This window comes from Hymenobacter metallicola (genome assembly GCF_004745645.1).
Taxonomy (GTDB): Bacteria; Bacteroidota; Bacteroidia; order Cytophagales; family Hymenobacteraceae; genus Hymenobacter; species Hymenobacter metallicola.
Map to the genome: position 1 here is coordinate 2,338,847 of NZ_SRMB01000001.1, position 12,492 is coordinate 2,351,338.

At 57.1% G+C, this 12,492-nt stretch carries 21 protein-coding genes and 4 tRNA genes; 11 read left to right on the forward strand and 14 right to left on the reverse strand.

The annotated features are described in order from the left end of the window. From E5K02_RS25510 to E5K02_RS10025, 11 genes are all read left to right on the forward strand, one after another. Positions 1–174: a hypothetical protein gene (locus tag E5K02_RS25510; RefSeq protein WP_167856347.1), complete on the forward strand. Its 174-nt coding sequence runs from the start codon at positions 1–3 to the stop codon at positions 172–174. Next, positions 164–817, forward strand: coding sequence for a hypothetical protein (locus E5K02_RS09990; protein WP_135394541.1), 654 nt, complete (start codon positions 164–166; stop codon positions 815–817). The genes E5K02_RS25510 and E5K02_RS09990 overlap by 11 nt, the downstream gene beginning before the upstream one ends. A 44-nt stretch (positions 818–861) precedes the next feature. Then, positions 862–1,251 carry a DUF3127 domain-containing protein gene (locus E5K02_RS09995; RefSeq protein ID WP_135394543.1) on the forward strand — a complete coding sequence of 130 codons (390 nt, stop codon included), beginning with the start codon at positions 862–864 and terminating at the stop codon, positions 1,249–1,251. A 68-nt stretch (positions 1,252–1,319) separates the two neighbouring features. Continuing rightward, positions 1,320–1,757, forward strand: a complete 438-nt coding sequence (locus tag E5K02_RS10000; RefSeq protein ID WP_135394545.1) for a hypothetical protein — start codon at positions 1,320–1,322, stop codon at positions 1,755–1,757. Between the two features lie 3 nt (positions 1,758–1,760). Continuing rightward, the gene (locus E5K02_RS10005; protein ID WP_135394547.1) at positions 1,761–2,300 is read left to right on the forward strand and encodes a RusA family crossover junction endodeoxyribonuclease; all 540 of its coding nucleotides are present in this window, start codon (positions 1,761–1,763) and stop codon (positions 2,298–2,300) included. Continuing rightward, entirely contained in the window at positions 2,297–2,794 is a 498-nt protein-coding gene (locus E5K02_RS10010; protein ID WP_135394549.1) for a hypothetical protein, read from the forward strand. Before E5K02_RS10005 ends, E5K02_RS10010 begins: the two co-directional genes overlap by 4 nt. Next, positions 2,791–2,958, forward strand: coding sequence for a hypothetical protein (locus E5K02_RS25515; protein ID WP_167856348.1), 168 nt, complete (start codon positions 2,791–2,793; stop codon positions 2,956–2,958). The genes E5K02_RS10010 and E5K02_RS25515 overlap by 4 nt, the downstream gene beginning before the upstream one ends. A gap of 203 nt (positions 2,959–3,161) precedes the next feature. Continuing rightward, positions 3,162–3,374 (forward strand): DUF7167 family protein, encoded by a 213-nt coding sequence (locus tag E5K02_RS26315; protein WP_449405000.1) that lies wholly within the window; start codon positions 3,162–3,164, stop codon positions 3,372–3,374. Positions 3,375–3,449: 75 nt separating this feature from the next. Continuing rightward, the gene (locus E5K02_RS10015; protein ID WP_135394551.1) at positions 3,450–3,749 is read left to right on the forward strand and encodes a hypothetical protein; all 300 of its coding nucleotides are present in this window, start codon (positions 3,450–3,452) and stop codon (positions 3,747–3,749) included. A 265-nt stretch (positions 3,750–4,014) separates the two neighbouring features. After that, positions 4,015–4,230: a hypothetical protein gene (locus E5K02_RS10020; protein WP_135394553.1), complete on the forward strand. Its 216-nt coding sequence runs from the start codon at positions 4,015–4,017 to the stop codon at positions 4,228–4,230. An 81-nt stretch (positions 4,231–4,311) separates the two neighbouring features. Beyond that, positions 4,312–4,764: a hypothetical protein gene (locus tag E5K02_RS10025; protein ID WP_135394555.1), complete on the forward strand. Its 453-nt coding sequence runs from the start codon at positions 4,312–4,314 to the stop codon at positions 4,762–4,764. 373 nt (positions 4,765–5,137) lie between these two features. Here E5K02_RS10025 and E5K02_RS10030 read toward each other — a convergent pair whose 3' ends face one another. From E5K02_RS10030 to E5K02_RS10090, 14 genes are all read right to left on the reverse strand, one after another. After that, the gene (locus E5K02_RS10030; protein WP_135394557.1) at positions 5,138–5,356 is read right to left on the reverse strand and encodes a hypothetical protein; all 219 of its coding nucleotides are present in this window, start codon (positions 5,354–5,356) and stop codon (positions 5,138–5,140) included. A 2-nt stretch (positions 5,357–5,358) separates the two neighbouring features. Next, positions 5,359–5,898 (reverse strand): hypothetical protein, encoded by a 540-nt coding sequence (locus E5K02_RS10035; RefSeq protein ID WP_135394559.1) that lies wholly within the window; start codon positions 5,896–5,898, stop codon positions 5,359–5,361. Then, positions 5,898–6,113, reverse strand: coding sequence for a hypothetical protein (locus E5K02_RS10040; RefSeq protein WP_135394561.1), 216 nt, complete (start codon positions 6,111–6,113; stop codon positions 5,898–5,900). The genes E5K02_RS10035 and E5K02_RS10040 overlap by 1 nt, the downstream gene beginning before the upstream one ends. Before the next feature lie 25 nt (positions 6,114–6,138). Further along, positions 6,139–6,212: transfer RNA gene (locus tag E5K02_RS25520), tRNA-Trp, on the reverse strand. An 8-nt stretch (positions 6,213–6,220) separates the two neighbouring features. Further along, positions 6,221–6,292, reverse strand: a tRNA-His gene (locus E5K02_RS10045). A gap of 2 nt (positions 6,293–6,294) precedes the next feature. Further along, positions 6,295–6,368: transfer RNA gene (locus E5K02_RS10050), tRNA-Pro, on the reverse strand. 197 nt (positions 6,369–6,565) lie between these two features. Beyond that, a tRNA-Met gene (locus E5K02_RS10055) sits at positions 6,566–6,637 on the reverse strand. 291 nt (positions 6,638–6,928) lie between these two features. Further along, positions 6,929–8,491, reverse strand: coding sequence for a hypothetical protein (locus E5K02_RS10060; RefSeq protein WP_135394563.1), 1,563 nt, complete (start codon positions 8,489–8,491; stop codon positions 6,929–6,931). Positions 8,492–8,612: 121 nt separating this feature from the next. Continuing rightward, positions 8,613–9,092: a M15 family metallopeptidase gene (locus E5K02_RS10065; protein ID WP_135394565.1), complete on the reverse strand. Its 480-nt coding sequence runs from the start codon at positions 9,090–9,092 to the stop codon at positions 8,613–8,615. After that, positions 9,092–9,460: a hypothetical protein gene (locus tag E5K02_RS10070; RefSeq protein WP_135394567.1), complete on the reverse strand. Its 369-nt coding sequence runs from the start codon at positions 9,458–9,460 to the stop codon at positions 9,092–9,094. Before E5K02_RS10070 ends, E5K02_RS10065 begins: the two co-directional genes overlap by 1 nt. Further along, positions 9,461–9,874 (reverse strand): hypothetical protein, encoded by a 414-nt coding sequence (locus E5K02_RS10075; RefSeq protein WP_135394569.1) that lies wholly within the window; start codon positions 9,872–9,874, stop codon positions 9,461–9,463. Beyond that, positions 9,780–10,205, reverse strand: a complete 426-nt coding sequence (locus tag E5K02_RS10080; RefSeq protein ID WP_135394571.1) for a hypothetical protein — start codon at positions 10,203–10,205, stop codon at positions 9,780–9,782. The genes E5K02_RS10075 and E5K02_RS10080 overlap by 95 nt, the downstream gene beginning before the upstream one ends. Continuing rightward, complete coding sequence (locus tag E5K02_RS10085) at positions 10,205–10,702, reverse strand: AAA family ATPase (protein ID WP_135394573.1); 498 nt, start codon at positions 10,700–10,702, stop codon at positions 10,205–10,207. The genes E5K02_RS10080 and E5K02_RS10085 overlap by 1 nt, the downstream gene beginning before the upstream one ends. Positions 10,703–10,764: 62 nt before the next feature. Further along, a complete protein-coding gene (locus E5K02_RS10090) occupies positions 10,765–12,492 on the reverse strand; it encodes a glycosyl hydrolase family 28 protein (RefSeq protein WP_135394575.1) in 1,728 nt (575 codons plus the stop codon).

The window sequence follows — 12,492 nt, forward strand, 5'->3', positions numbered from 1 at the left end:
ATGAAGCAGCCCCACGAGTACCTGCCCACGCCGACGGCCTCGCCCCTGGGCCTTGTCATTCCGCACGCCCAAGCCGTGGCCGCCATCGAGGCCGCGCTACAGGACGCCGAGAAGTACCGCACCCTGCTTCAAAAAGCTATTCGAAACTCTCAATCACCTCATTATGGCAGATAATAAAGAACAAGCGTTTTGCGCCATTGTCACGGCACGCCTGACCGAGGACGGCTGGGCCATCTACCAGGAGGTAGAAACACCCGTGGGACGCGCCGATATTGTAGCCGTTCGGGACGGAATACGCTGGGCTGTTGAGGTGAAAACATCCATGAACTTGGCCGTCATGGACCAAGCCCGCGCCAACGCTGCCTACTTCCACTACAGCTCAGTGGCTGTAGCCGCGCCAAAAGGCGGGCCAGTAACGCGGTCCTGGCGCTTCGCTGAAGAATGCGGGCAGGTATTTGGCTTCGGTGTGATTTCTCTTCACCCCAAGTCACACGAAACGCAAATGATGCGCACTCGCTCCCGGGGCCGCCTGAACCGCCGACCACTACCTGTAAAGCTCCACGAGGAGCAAAAAAGCGAAGTGCAGGCCGGCAGCAACCGGGGCGGTCAGTGGACCACCTTTAAAAGTACACTGCGCAACCTGGAAATAGCCGTGCGTCACTCCCCGGGCATTCGGCTCCGGGATGCTATCAAGCGAATCTCGCATCACTACAGCAACGAGCCCTCCGCCACCGGCTCTATTTCTCGCTACATCCGAACCGGAGTTATTAAAACGCTTCGACTTGAAAACGGCCTTCTCTACGAGGCAAAGCCATAATCTAACATTTCACTTTTTCCATTCACTTTTTCCCCTTTTACCCCATGAGTACTTCGTTCACCACCACCGGCACCATCAGCCACATTTTCGAAGAACGTCAGGTTTCTGAGAAATTCCGCCTGCAGGAATTCGCTATTTCGGTACCCGACGGCAACTACCCGCAGACCATCAAGTTTCAGGTGACCAATGACCGCATCGACCTGCTTTCCCCCTACGCCGTGGGCCAGGAAATAGAGGTGAGTTTCAACCTACGCGGCCGGGAGTTTACCAAGAACGGCCAGGTCAGCGTCTTTAACTCGCTCGATGCGTGGAAGATTCAGACGCCCGGCCAGGGCCAGCAGCCCGCCCAGAGCGCCAACAAGAACCCGAACCTGCGGGCTCAGCCAGCCGCAGCACCCGCCGCCAACGACGAGGATAATGACCTGCCGTTTTAGCAAGTGATTGATTATCAATTGTTTAATAGCCTCGCCGGTTCTACTGGCGGGGCTTAACAAACCCAGCCATGACTAAAGAACAATTAGCCGCCAGCCTAGACGGCTGCCAGTACCGCGACGAAGTGAATAAGGAGTGGGCCAAGATTGCTGAAGAAGCGGGCCTGATTGTCGTTTTCGGCGCCTCTGACGACCTAATGGAGGTTCGCGGAGCAGTAGATGATGAGCTTAATGCTTGGGATGGTGTGGAGGCCGTGTTTTACAAGCATAATACAGGCTTTTCCGTTATCGAGAACAACAGTGAAACCATCCGGGAAATTGAGGACGACTTTCACCTGTATAAGGCGCTTGGTGCTATGTTAGACCGCCATAACCTAGTTCGTATCACACCCGCCAAAGACTGCCAGTGGGACGTAATCACCACCCTACCCCACGCCAAATTCGATGTAAAGGAAGAGGAAGACTTGTACTGTCGCGCCGTCGTTATCGACATTAAAGACCTGAAGTAGGTAATGGCACGCATCGGCCTCAGCCAAGAACAACTCGACAAGCTCACCCAGCGCAATCCGCACCTGCGGGTTGCTGCTGCGGAGCGGCCGGCGCCCACGGCGAAAGTGGTGCCGCACCCGGCCGTGCAGGAATTCATTGACCGCATACAGACGGAATCCGCTATAGCTCCGTTAGTATTTATAGTCGAGCCAATGGGCGCCCCACGGCAAACGCGCAAAGACAAATGGGCCAACCCGCCCCGGGAGGTGATTGCCCGCTACCGGGCCACCAAGGACGTCATTCGCGCCCAGGCCCTGCAGCAGGGCTACGAGCTGGGGCCGACCCTGCACATTTGCTTCGAAGTATCCATGCCAGCCAGCTGGTCCAACAAAAAGAAAGACCAGCTACGCGGTAAGCCGCATCAGCAGAAACCGGATGTGGACAACATGAGCAAGTTGTGGATGGATGCTTTTCATATTGACGACAGCCACGTTCACACCCTCCACGCCTCCAAGGTGTGGGCCGATACCGGCCGCATCTTGGTCTATCCAGAAAAACCATGAGCACTACCCTAGAAATACTACAAGCCTACCCGCTGGGCACCCTAGAAGTGGAAGTAATGAACCGCTTCAGTGGCAACTCATTTCGCGCATGGGTGCGCGGGCTTCAGGTTGGGGCTGTTGGCGTTGAAGTTGAAAAGGAGGGAGCGAACGGCTACACCTCTTTTCACGACCTAGAATATGTAACCCCGGTCCTCCGCTCCTTTGAAGACCTCTGCATTCCCTTAGAAGATGGGACAGTACCAGCGGTAGAAGTAGCAAAAATCATAGGGCCAGATAAATACGATTGGGCTAGAGCAAGGGCTGAATCCTTTAACGGGCACAAATACATCGTTGTCTTTCATCATAACGGGTCAGAGCTATTCACCCTCTACAATGATGATTACGGGCTAAGCGAGTGCAGCCTACATGATGGACTAAGGGCTATTGCCTACCTACGCTCCAAGCACTTCGCAGTGAATCTGACCCCCGACCAGTACATCCGAAAGACCGCATGAGCACCGACCGGCCCCGTGCCAGCGTGCTGGCCTGCCACCGCAAGCCGCAGTATAAAACCAAGAAGGACGCCGAGCACGCAAACCGCTTCATTCAGCAGTACGAGGCGTTGGCCTACCGCTGCAAGCACTGCCGAAAATTCCACACCATCATCATTCAATACTGAGCATGTACCCACAAGCGAGGCCGCAGGACAAAAGCCGGGAAATCTTTCTGGACGCACGCGGCAACCTGTGCAGAGCCAGTCTGATGTTTCCCGGCGTCCTGCGCACTATCACCCACCTGCACGTCCCCCAGGGGTTGCCGGAACTGCCCCAATATATTGCCTTCAGCACTCTTTAGCCCCCCCCCTCACAAAGACCCAAGACCATGATCCAGGATTCAGATTGTCAAGATTTTATAGAAATCCAAGCCCGTTTTACTGTCCATATCGGCCAAGGTGGGGTAAGAGAGGAAACGGTAACGGTAGAAGTGCCTGCTCACTGGGACCAACTCAGTGACAATCAGAAGCGAGAATACCTCTTTGATGATTGGAAGGAGTGGGCTTATCAGTACGTCGATGGTAGCTACGACCCCATCTAAGTCAACCCATCCAGCGAGGCCGCAGCCAAGTTGCATTTGCCCCTGTAAGCTCTTACTGCTTGAAAACGAAGAACAATGAAGACGCCCCTATTCCACGTCGGTCAGCAAATAGTCTGCACCAACGACGACTTTACCCTGCTGCTGGTCCAGAACCCGAACATCGAGGCGCCCAAGCGCGGCCCGATCTACACTGTGCGCCAGAACTGCATTTTCCCGCACGCCGTCGGGCTGTTGCTGGAGGAGATTCGCAATGAGCACGTAGCGCCGGGCTTTCCAGAGGCAAATTTCAACCAAGACCGGTTCGCCCCCGTGCCGCCCGTCGAGGAAATCAGCCTGGCAGCCGTTTTTGAGGAATCACTTTCTACACCTGCATAAGAAATGGAAATCACCCTATTATTCCTCGGCACCAACGACACCCAGCCCTCGCAGGCTTACGCGCCCTGGGCGGCCAGACTTATGCGACGCCGCACCGGAACACCTCGATTAGCCTACCCCGTAAGCACAAAAACGCGGCGCCGTGCCCAGGCCAGCGCCCGCCATTTCAAACAATGGATATTGAAAACACATGGACGCACCCAATAACAAAATAAACAGAGGGCAGCGACTCCGGGAGTTGGGGTTTCGGCCGACGGGCTTCACAATGTTCGATTCTTGGGGCGAGCCCACCGACTACAATAGTTATTCCTGTTCCGTATGGGAAAACGAGGCTGGCCACAGGGCGACGGCATATGAAGACCCTCAGCAAACCGTAGTATTCGACCCACCCCTGACCATCGACCACGGCCTGCACACCCCGAATATTAACAGGCATGCGCTGGCCCTCTTCACAGGGGTGTTGATTGCCAAGAGCCGCTAAAGAGAAAAGCCCGCCTAACCAGCGGGCTTTTTTATTGCGCAAACCAACGTATCTTCCGGGCAAGCTATACCTGTACGCCCGATGAAATCCCTCTTCTACACCCTCTTGTTGACCGCAGCCCTGGCCGGCTGCAGTAAAGAGTCGAACCCTGGGCCAGCCACCCCTCCACCCCCGCCAGCGACTGATAATACAGTCTACCTGCGCGTGACGGCTGACAACGTGCAGCCTGGCCAGAAGGCATTTGTGCAGCAAGTAGGCACGCTGAAGGATGCGGTGACGCTTACCCTGCCAGCTGGAGCCTCCTCGCCGGCCAAGCAGATAGCCAACGAGAAGTCCGTGTTTGTCAAGGGCCAGCAAGTCCAGTTTGGCGTCTACACCAGCACGCAGCCGACCAAAGGCACCGGCACCATCCTGGCCGAGCTGGTACGCGGCACTACCGTTCTTTCCAGCGTTACCTGGGACAACGCCAGCCCACCCGCCTGGGACCAGCCGAGCCAGAGCGCGGTAGTCAATAAGACCATTACCCTGCCCTAATACAAAAAGCCCCGCCGTACTGCTACGGCGGGGCTTTTTTAGCAAAGCTGCATTTCTTCCACTTGGCTCAGCCAAGGACACTTTGCGTTCCGCTTCACAGCGGGAACCTGCTCCACACATTCCAACAGCAGGTAATTTCACGAGGGCACTGCTTTCGCATTCAGTTTGCAACCTGATTTTCAGCCCTTGTATTGTAGAGAGGGCGGGATTGGATACCCGCAAGCCACGTTCTGCAAGCCAACTTTCATTCCTGGCCTCCCGGCCCTTGCAGAGCACATGCTTGGCCGAAGCCGCACAACAAGGAGGATTTTACATATCCAGGGGCAATTGCCAACCTCTCTATTCTGTCAGCCGCTCGATTGGCGGCTGTATTCTACTGCATTGCTTCCAAGTCCCGCCGCGCCTTGTTCCACGTCAGTAGGTGCAGCTCGAAGTTGGCCGCGTCCTGGATGCGTTTTTCGGCCACGGCCTTATCAAACCACTGTTGCTGACGCTGCTGCTCCCGACGGATGTAGTTTAGCGCATCCTGAAACGAGGGCCCGGGCTGTTTCGGCGTATAGAGCCACGAGAAGAATTTGCAAAGGAAGTCCACGGCTACTTTTCGATTTCGATATGAATATCATGCGGGGCTGGCTGGCTGCCGCCGAAATACAGGGAGTGCGTCAGGCCATAGCGTGGAACGCTAATTGTGTCTACCACGCGTATACAACCTATTAATCCATCGTCTTCAGCGAGAAAGGCATACTTGGGCAAACTAGATCCAGAAGACCACTGAAAGCACTTCTCAATTGTTAACCGAACCTTCTGCCCGAGCTTTACCTGGGCCACCAGCGGAAACTCCATCTGCTCGTTCCAGTTGCGTCGGCCGTTGACGTAGCAATACGCCAGCAGGTCGATGCACTGGTCTTGCTCGTTCCAGCGCCACCCAAAGCGAGCGGAATTTTCATGCACGGCGAAGAAGCCGAAGCTCAGCCCGAACAGCTTGTTTACGTCCAGGCTGTTATACTGCGGTAGCGTGTAGCGGCAGGACTCCCCGAAGGTGACATACCGCGAAATGCTCTTGCGGCCCAGATGCGGCCACGAAGAGAACAGGCGGTTGTCCTGGTGCTTGCCTTGCTTGATGGTGTGCCGCATTACAGCTCGCCCTGATTACGATGCTCAGCCCGGCGCTCATTGGTAAAAGCGCCATACACAGCAAACAGGAAAGTGGGCAGTGCCACGAAGCCCGAGCCGTAGGATAGCCAGCCGAAGGTCAGCGGCGTAATCAGGTAGTAGTCGGCCAGCGTGGCAAGGAAGAAGACGGCCAGAACGATACCGGTAGGGAGTGCTTTGGGTGCTTTGATTGCCATGTCGTGAGAATAAATGCGTGAAAAATGGCACACCCTCGTTGGTTCGAACAACGCGCCCTCGGATTTGGAGTCCAAGGAGCCTCCACTGGCTCCGGGTGCAAGTAAAGGGTGTTAGCGGGAGTCGAACCCTGTCCTCCGCATTCACAGTGCGGCGCTCTAACCAATTAAGCTACTAACACAGTCGGGGTGGCAGGACTCGAACCTGCGGCCTCCTGCTCCCAAAGCAGGCATCATAGCCAACTAGACCACACCCCGGGTTGGCTTATTTCGCGTGGGAGCCACCCACCAAAGAACGAGCCGCTTGCCTATACTGCGACGAAGGTGTTTGGTTTGACTGGTCGATTTCGATACGACAAATGTTGGCTTATCAAGAGCCAATTGCTTTACCTTTAAGCTACAGTCAAATCTTTACCCTACGCGAAGGACCACGACGTTAAGCGCCTACGGCGGTGTAGCGAAACACAGATTCGAACTGCGGACCCCTCGGTTATGAGCCGAGTACTCTACCCCTGAGCTACTTCGCTAAGTGTGCCGGTTTCTCCCGGCTATCCAGGCCGCAAGGTGTCACGTTTTGCTACTTTACAACGCCAAGGGATTCGACCCTATCGGTTATTCAAAACGCGCTTCATGCGCCCCTCGGTGTGATGCGAAATGGGCCCGTAGCGTACACGGGCGCTGGCTAGATGCGTTTCATGGCTGGAATGGTTAGTGACAGTCGATGCTTGGTCGGGGAAAGAAGAGGCCCAAATATACCGTTTCTATCTTTAAAGTCAAGATTGAAATAACAATTTTTTCTCGAATATCGAGATAGACTGTTACGCGGCGCTTCGATTGAAGGTGTTGTTCTTGTCGAGCGGAATCAGGGGCACGTCCACAATGTGCGGGAAGCCCTTCACGGCCCTAATCAGCAGGGAGCCAGCGAGTCCGGTAAATCCAAGGTCTTCCGAGTACTGGTTGCCCGTGAAGAAGGCCGGGCTGCGCACCCAGCGTTTGCGGTTGCCGTCGAGGAATACGCCCCGGGTGTGCTTGTCGGCCGTCAGCAGCAGGGTAAACACGCCCCGCGTCTGGAAATCAGCTATCAGGTCGGTGGCCTTCTTCTCGTTGCTCACGTCGCCGGTGTAGCCGTGCTTGAGAATATAATTGATGCCGTCGATTTCCCGGGTAACCAGGGCTGGGTTAAACTCAATGTCCAGCAACTTGCCATAATTGAGCTTGAGGAAGTAAAATACGGCCTGCGCGACTTGGGCGGCCGTGTCCTCCTTGGCGCTGGAGGTAATGCGGTCATGGTTGCCGCCAACGGACAGGATGCCCCGCAGGTTCACGATGCGGTCAATGAAGTACACGAAGAACTCGTAGGCGTGGGCAATGGCGTCTGCTCCGAACAGATCCGCCCCCTTCCAGCTGTTGGGGTGGTTCAGGCCCGTGAGCGTTTCGATATAGTCCCCCAGACCCAGCAGCCAGACTTGGCCGGCGCCGACGGCGTTTACTTCGGCAATCAGCTGGTCGGCGTAGTCATACATTTGCTCGCGGTCATAGTCGAACGAGCGAATCATGTTCTTGATTTTGGCACCGGCGTGGGTGTCCGCCAGGGTGAAGGCCAGCACGTTCGGGGCCGACGGGCCAACAGGGGCCCGGAGCAGATAGCGCACCTTGGCCTCGGGGAAACGGTCTGCCAGCTCCACCAGCACCGAGTCGTTCAGGAACTTGGTTTGCTCGGCCTCCTGAATGACCTTCTCGTACTTCTTGTGCGTAGCGGCGTGGTGCTGCTGCTCGATAATCAGGCCCGTGTCCTTGTAGCGCACCGCAATCTTGGCCGCCACCATCTTCTCGCGCAGCTCGGGGGCGGTGGTGTCCCAGGTGTGGGGAGAAAACACGTTGCTGAGCTTGTTGAGCATCAGGCGGGCCTTCATGCTGTTCCACTGCCAAGTCGAGAGGCGGAACTTGTTGATAACCTGCGTCTGACTCAGGTTCAGGCCGTGCTTGCTGTAATTGAAAAACAGCTCGTCCACCTGCTCCACCGACAACCGGAAATGACGGGCCGGGCGGCCGTGGGCTCCCTTCACTTCCCATTCGTAGTGTTCATCGACCACGCGCCAGGGCTCCTCGTCCTCGGCGTCGATGCTAACAGATGGCTCCTCGTCCTCATTGCGAGCTTCCCGTTCGTGAGGAGGAATAACGTGGCCGTCCAGGGTGACGGCGCCCTGCAGGATGCGCTGGAAGGCTCGGCGCACCGCGTCCCACTGGGTAGGCTCAACGACATAGGCCGGATCTTCGACCATTGCCTTTACGAGCGCATCCGAGGTGGTGAGGTGGGAATGGGTTTTGTAAAATTGACGGGCAATAGCTGCCGCCGAACCGGGTTGTGGGGTTCCAGCCATACAGGGCGTTGCGTTGAAAAAAAGAGGATTACAGTCCTCGTGACTATAACCCTCTCAAAGCTAATAGATTCTTTGGTATTTCTATCTCGTTTTTGAAGATAGAATGAAAATAAAATTGCACTTATACCGCTTTTCGGGTAAACTCGAAGTGCATGGCGTCACTACGCCCCTTGCCAAAATCGGCGCCGGCCGTAAAGCCGTGTTTTTTCCAAACGGCCACGAATTCGCGGGTAAACATACCTGGACCGTAAGGCGCCTTGCCCAGGGGGTTCAATTTAGCATTGAAGTCAAAGGCCAGCCCCCAGCTGTGCACGCTGGGCGTATTTAGGCCCCGCATCAGACGCGGGTTATAACAGCCATCATACGTTTTAATTTCGTGAATCAGACCCGTGCAAACCAACTCGTGCATCACCGCCTCAAAAGGCTCGATGGCATCCTTGTTCATCCAGATGCGCGTTACCGGCTTGCCCTCGTAGACGGTGGCGAAATGTGGCTTCAGCCAGATAGGAAGGGTGTACATTTCCATCCACCGCGTTTCAAACGCGGCTGAACGGGGGTAGGCTGCGCCGTAGCGCTTGGTAAGCTGTGCTGTCGTTGCCATTAGGTTTGTGCAATGGGGCCGCCGTCGGGGCCGGATACAGTAACGTTCGGCTTGTCGCCGGTAAGCGTGGTGTTGCTCTGTGATTCAGGTACCTGCTCGTACCCGCCCGCGTCGCCCTTGGCCACGGCGAAGGCTAGGCGGTTGTCCAGGGCGAAGGCTCCTACGATAATGGTAGCTAAGCAAATGGTGATTTCCCGGGGCGGGTACTGGTACATTTTGGCCTGCTCGATGGAGCCAATGAACATACCCCGAATGATGATGGCAAAGAGCATTCCCAGGCAGAGCCAAGCCACCAGGATGGCCGAGGAGCTATTGCCCAGGGCGTCTTCGAGAAAGCCCGTGCGCGGGCGTTGGATGCGCTGTTTCATTTAGCGGGTGATAAGGAGGGCGGTTCCGCTGACCACAACACTGCTCAGGGCTACGTTGACCCAGAAGCGGCGTTTAGCCTTCAGCTTCCACTGGTTGGATTCGGCTCGGGCGCTGGCCGTCAGGGCGGCTTGCAGGTTACCGGCTTGGCGGAACTGGTCGGCGGCCAGCAGTGCCTCAGCCGTGGCCTTCTTCTGCTCGGCCAACAGCAGCGTCTTCTCCCGGCTAGTCTGCCGCACACTGGCCAGCGCCCGCTTGACTTCCTGAAAGCGGTAAAGCGAGTCGTTGACAACCTGGGCTTGGCGCGGGGTCAGGCAGATGTTATTGAGCGGTGTCGGCTTTCGTGCGCCCGTAGTTTGAGAGAATGCGGTGGAGCTGCTGAGCAGAAGCAGCAGGCCGAGTGCGAATGATTTCATAGTTGACGAGTAAAAGGCTGTCGATGTGTTTTTCCTTGGCCGTGACCTTGGCCAGCTTGCGCGTGGCCGCGCTGTCGCGGCGCACGGCGGCGGCCTGGAGCTTCACGGCGCTGTCCTTTTTGGCGGCAATGGCCTTTTCGTGGGCCCTCACCTGCTTCTTGGTCAGCGGCGGATTTTCGGCCACAGTGTCTTCGAGTCGGTTGACGGAGAAGCAAAGCACGCCCGCGCTGATAACCAGCACCACGCCGCTGACGGCCAGGATGATGTAGAGATTCCGGGCAAGCCAGGAAACCGTCTTTTCTTTGGCTTCGGTTGGGGTCGGGAGTTTCATTATTTCTGAGGGTTGATCCACTTGTTAATCTGCTCCAGGTGGGTAATACCCCACCAGATGGCCGAGCCGATAGCCGTCCCGGCGCCGCCGAGCCACATAGCAGCCTTGGCTCGCAGCCAGCGCCGAGTGCCGTCGAGGCTGTTCACGGTGGCGTCGGTGGTGCGCTGCTTTTCCTTGATGCTGGCCACCTCCTGCGTTAAGATTTCCAGGTTCTGTACAATGCCTTTCTGCCCGAACTTGACGTTGCCGACGGTAGCCAGCAGCAGTTCCTTCACGCCGTTGTCGAGAATGTCGAGGGTGGCGCGAAGGCTCTGGTTTTCGGCGGTGGCGGCTTCGAGCTTACGCATGGATTTGGCGAGGTCAAAGCGGGCCTGGGTGAGTTGGCGCGTAAGTTTGCGAACCTGCTCGGGCAGCCCTTCCAGGCTCTTGACCTGCTGCTCCAATACCCTGATCCGCTCCTGCAGCTGCTCTAATCGGGAGGACTCCCATTGTGTCATATCTCGTATTCTGGTAGCAGGAGCACTCCTGCTGAGTCGTGGGAGTCATTGAGGGCAGCGGATTAGGCCGTTGCCAGTGAGCCAACATTGGCCGCGCCGGGGCCGGCCACCAGGCTTGCCAGCGTTCCGCCGTAGCCGACAAAGCGGATGGTGGTAATCGAGCTGTTGGCCTCCAGGTACACGGGCTTAATGCCGCCGCTCAGGCTGGTGCCGGTCAGGTCGAGGGTGGTAATGGCCCCGTCGTTCATCTTGAGCAGGTATTCCAGGTTCTGGGCCGTGGTGCCCGCCAGGTCCAGCGTACCGATGGTGGCTTGGTCCATCTTTATCAGGCAGGAGCCCGAGGCCGTAGCCGCCACGCGGGTGTGCGTCAGGTTCTTGATCTCAATGGTGGCGGCCGTCAGGCGCGGGTGCGACACCAGCGTATCAAGCTGCACGATTGGGGCCGTGAACGTAGAGCCCGCCGCCGTGTCCTGCTCCACCCCGTCGTTGTAGGTAATGGTAGTGTGGCTGTAGCCCATCACCCGCCACGAGCACCAGTTAGCCGTGTAGTCGGTGCGCGTCACGCGCAGGAAGTTCACGACATCCGTGTTGCAGGCCACGAAGGCGGTGCCCTTCTTGTTCAGATCCGGGTCGGACTCATCGGGCAGACAGTCCACATGAATATCCGTGAAGTTGATGTTCTTAGCGTACGTCTGCCCGGGCTGGGCCTGTGGGCTGGTCCCGGCCGAGATATAGAAGTTGTCGAAGGTCAGCCAGTAGTCGTGCGTGTAGCCGAACAGGTCCGAGATAAAGACATTCTCGATGAGCGAGGCGGCGGGCAGGATGCGCACAAACCAGCGGCCCCCGATGGCCTCAATCCGGCGCACGGTGATGTTCTTCTGCCCGCTGTAAGTCTTCATGGCGTCGTACACGTTCGGCGCGTTCGGCGTATTGAGCAGGTTGTTCAGTGAGAAACTGTAGGGGTCGGAACTGCCGTTAATGGCAATCTTGTCATCGTGGGTGCCTTCTACCGAGCAGTCCTCAATGACCATTCCGTCAATGGCCCCGTTCAGGTGGAAGCCATCGGTGTAGATTTGGCCTTCCTGGTTCTTGACGTGGCAGTTACTGACCCGGCCATTCTTGATGTTTTGCAGGTGTACGCTTTGCACCTTGGCCCGCACGAGCTGCATGTTTTCCAGAATCAGCCCGTCCACGCCCCGGAAATTGAGCACCCCAGGCAAGCCCTCGGTAGCCGTCCAGGTCTGGTCAAAGCCCTTGGCGTTCCAACTGCCGCCGCTGATGCGGATGTTCTGGTCGATAATGGCGGCCGGGTTCCAGGTCAGGTTTTTGTTGCGGAAAATATCCTTGTTGGTGCCGCTACGCAGCATGGCCCCCACCGTCAGGTCGTCGGCCGTGGCAAGAATGGTCGTGTCGCTGTTGAGCAACAGGGTCCGCACGCTGGCTGCCTTGTTCCACGTCAGCGTTTTGGGGCCGTTCTGATCGAGAAACGCCTGTACGGCCGCTGTGGAATCGTGAACGGGAATGTTGTCTTCCTGCGCCTGGCTATAGTACTGGTACGTAAAGGGGCGCATTTCTAACTGGCCGGGGTCCATCTCCGGCTCCGGGTCGATACTGCTCAGCGTGGCCGTGGTACCGCCTCCTCCGGCCGGCCGCTGGGGCACGACAATGCTAATGGTGTTGGTCCCGTCAACAGCCCGCAGGGTAATGCGGCGCTTGTCCGTGTTGGGCGAGGTGTAGCGGCTTTTCCCATCCGACCCGGGAAAGGGCGCTGGTTCAAACGTTAAAGGCAT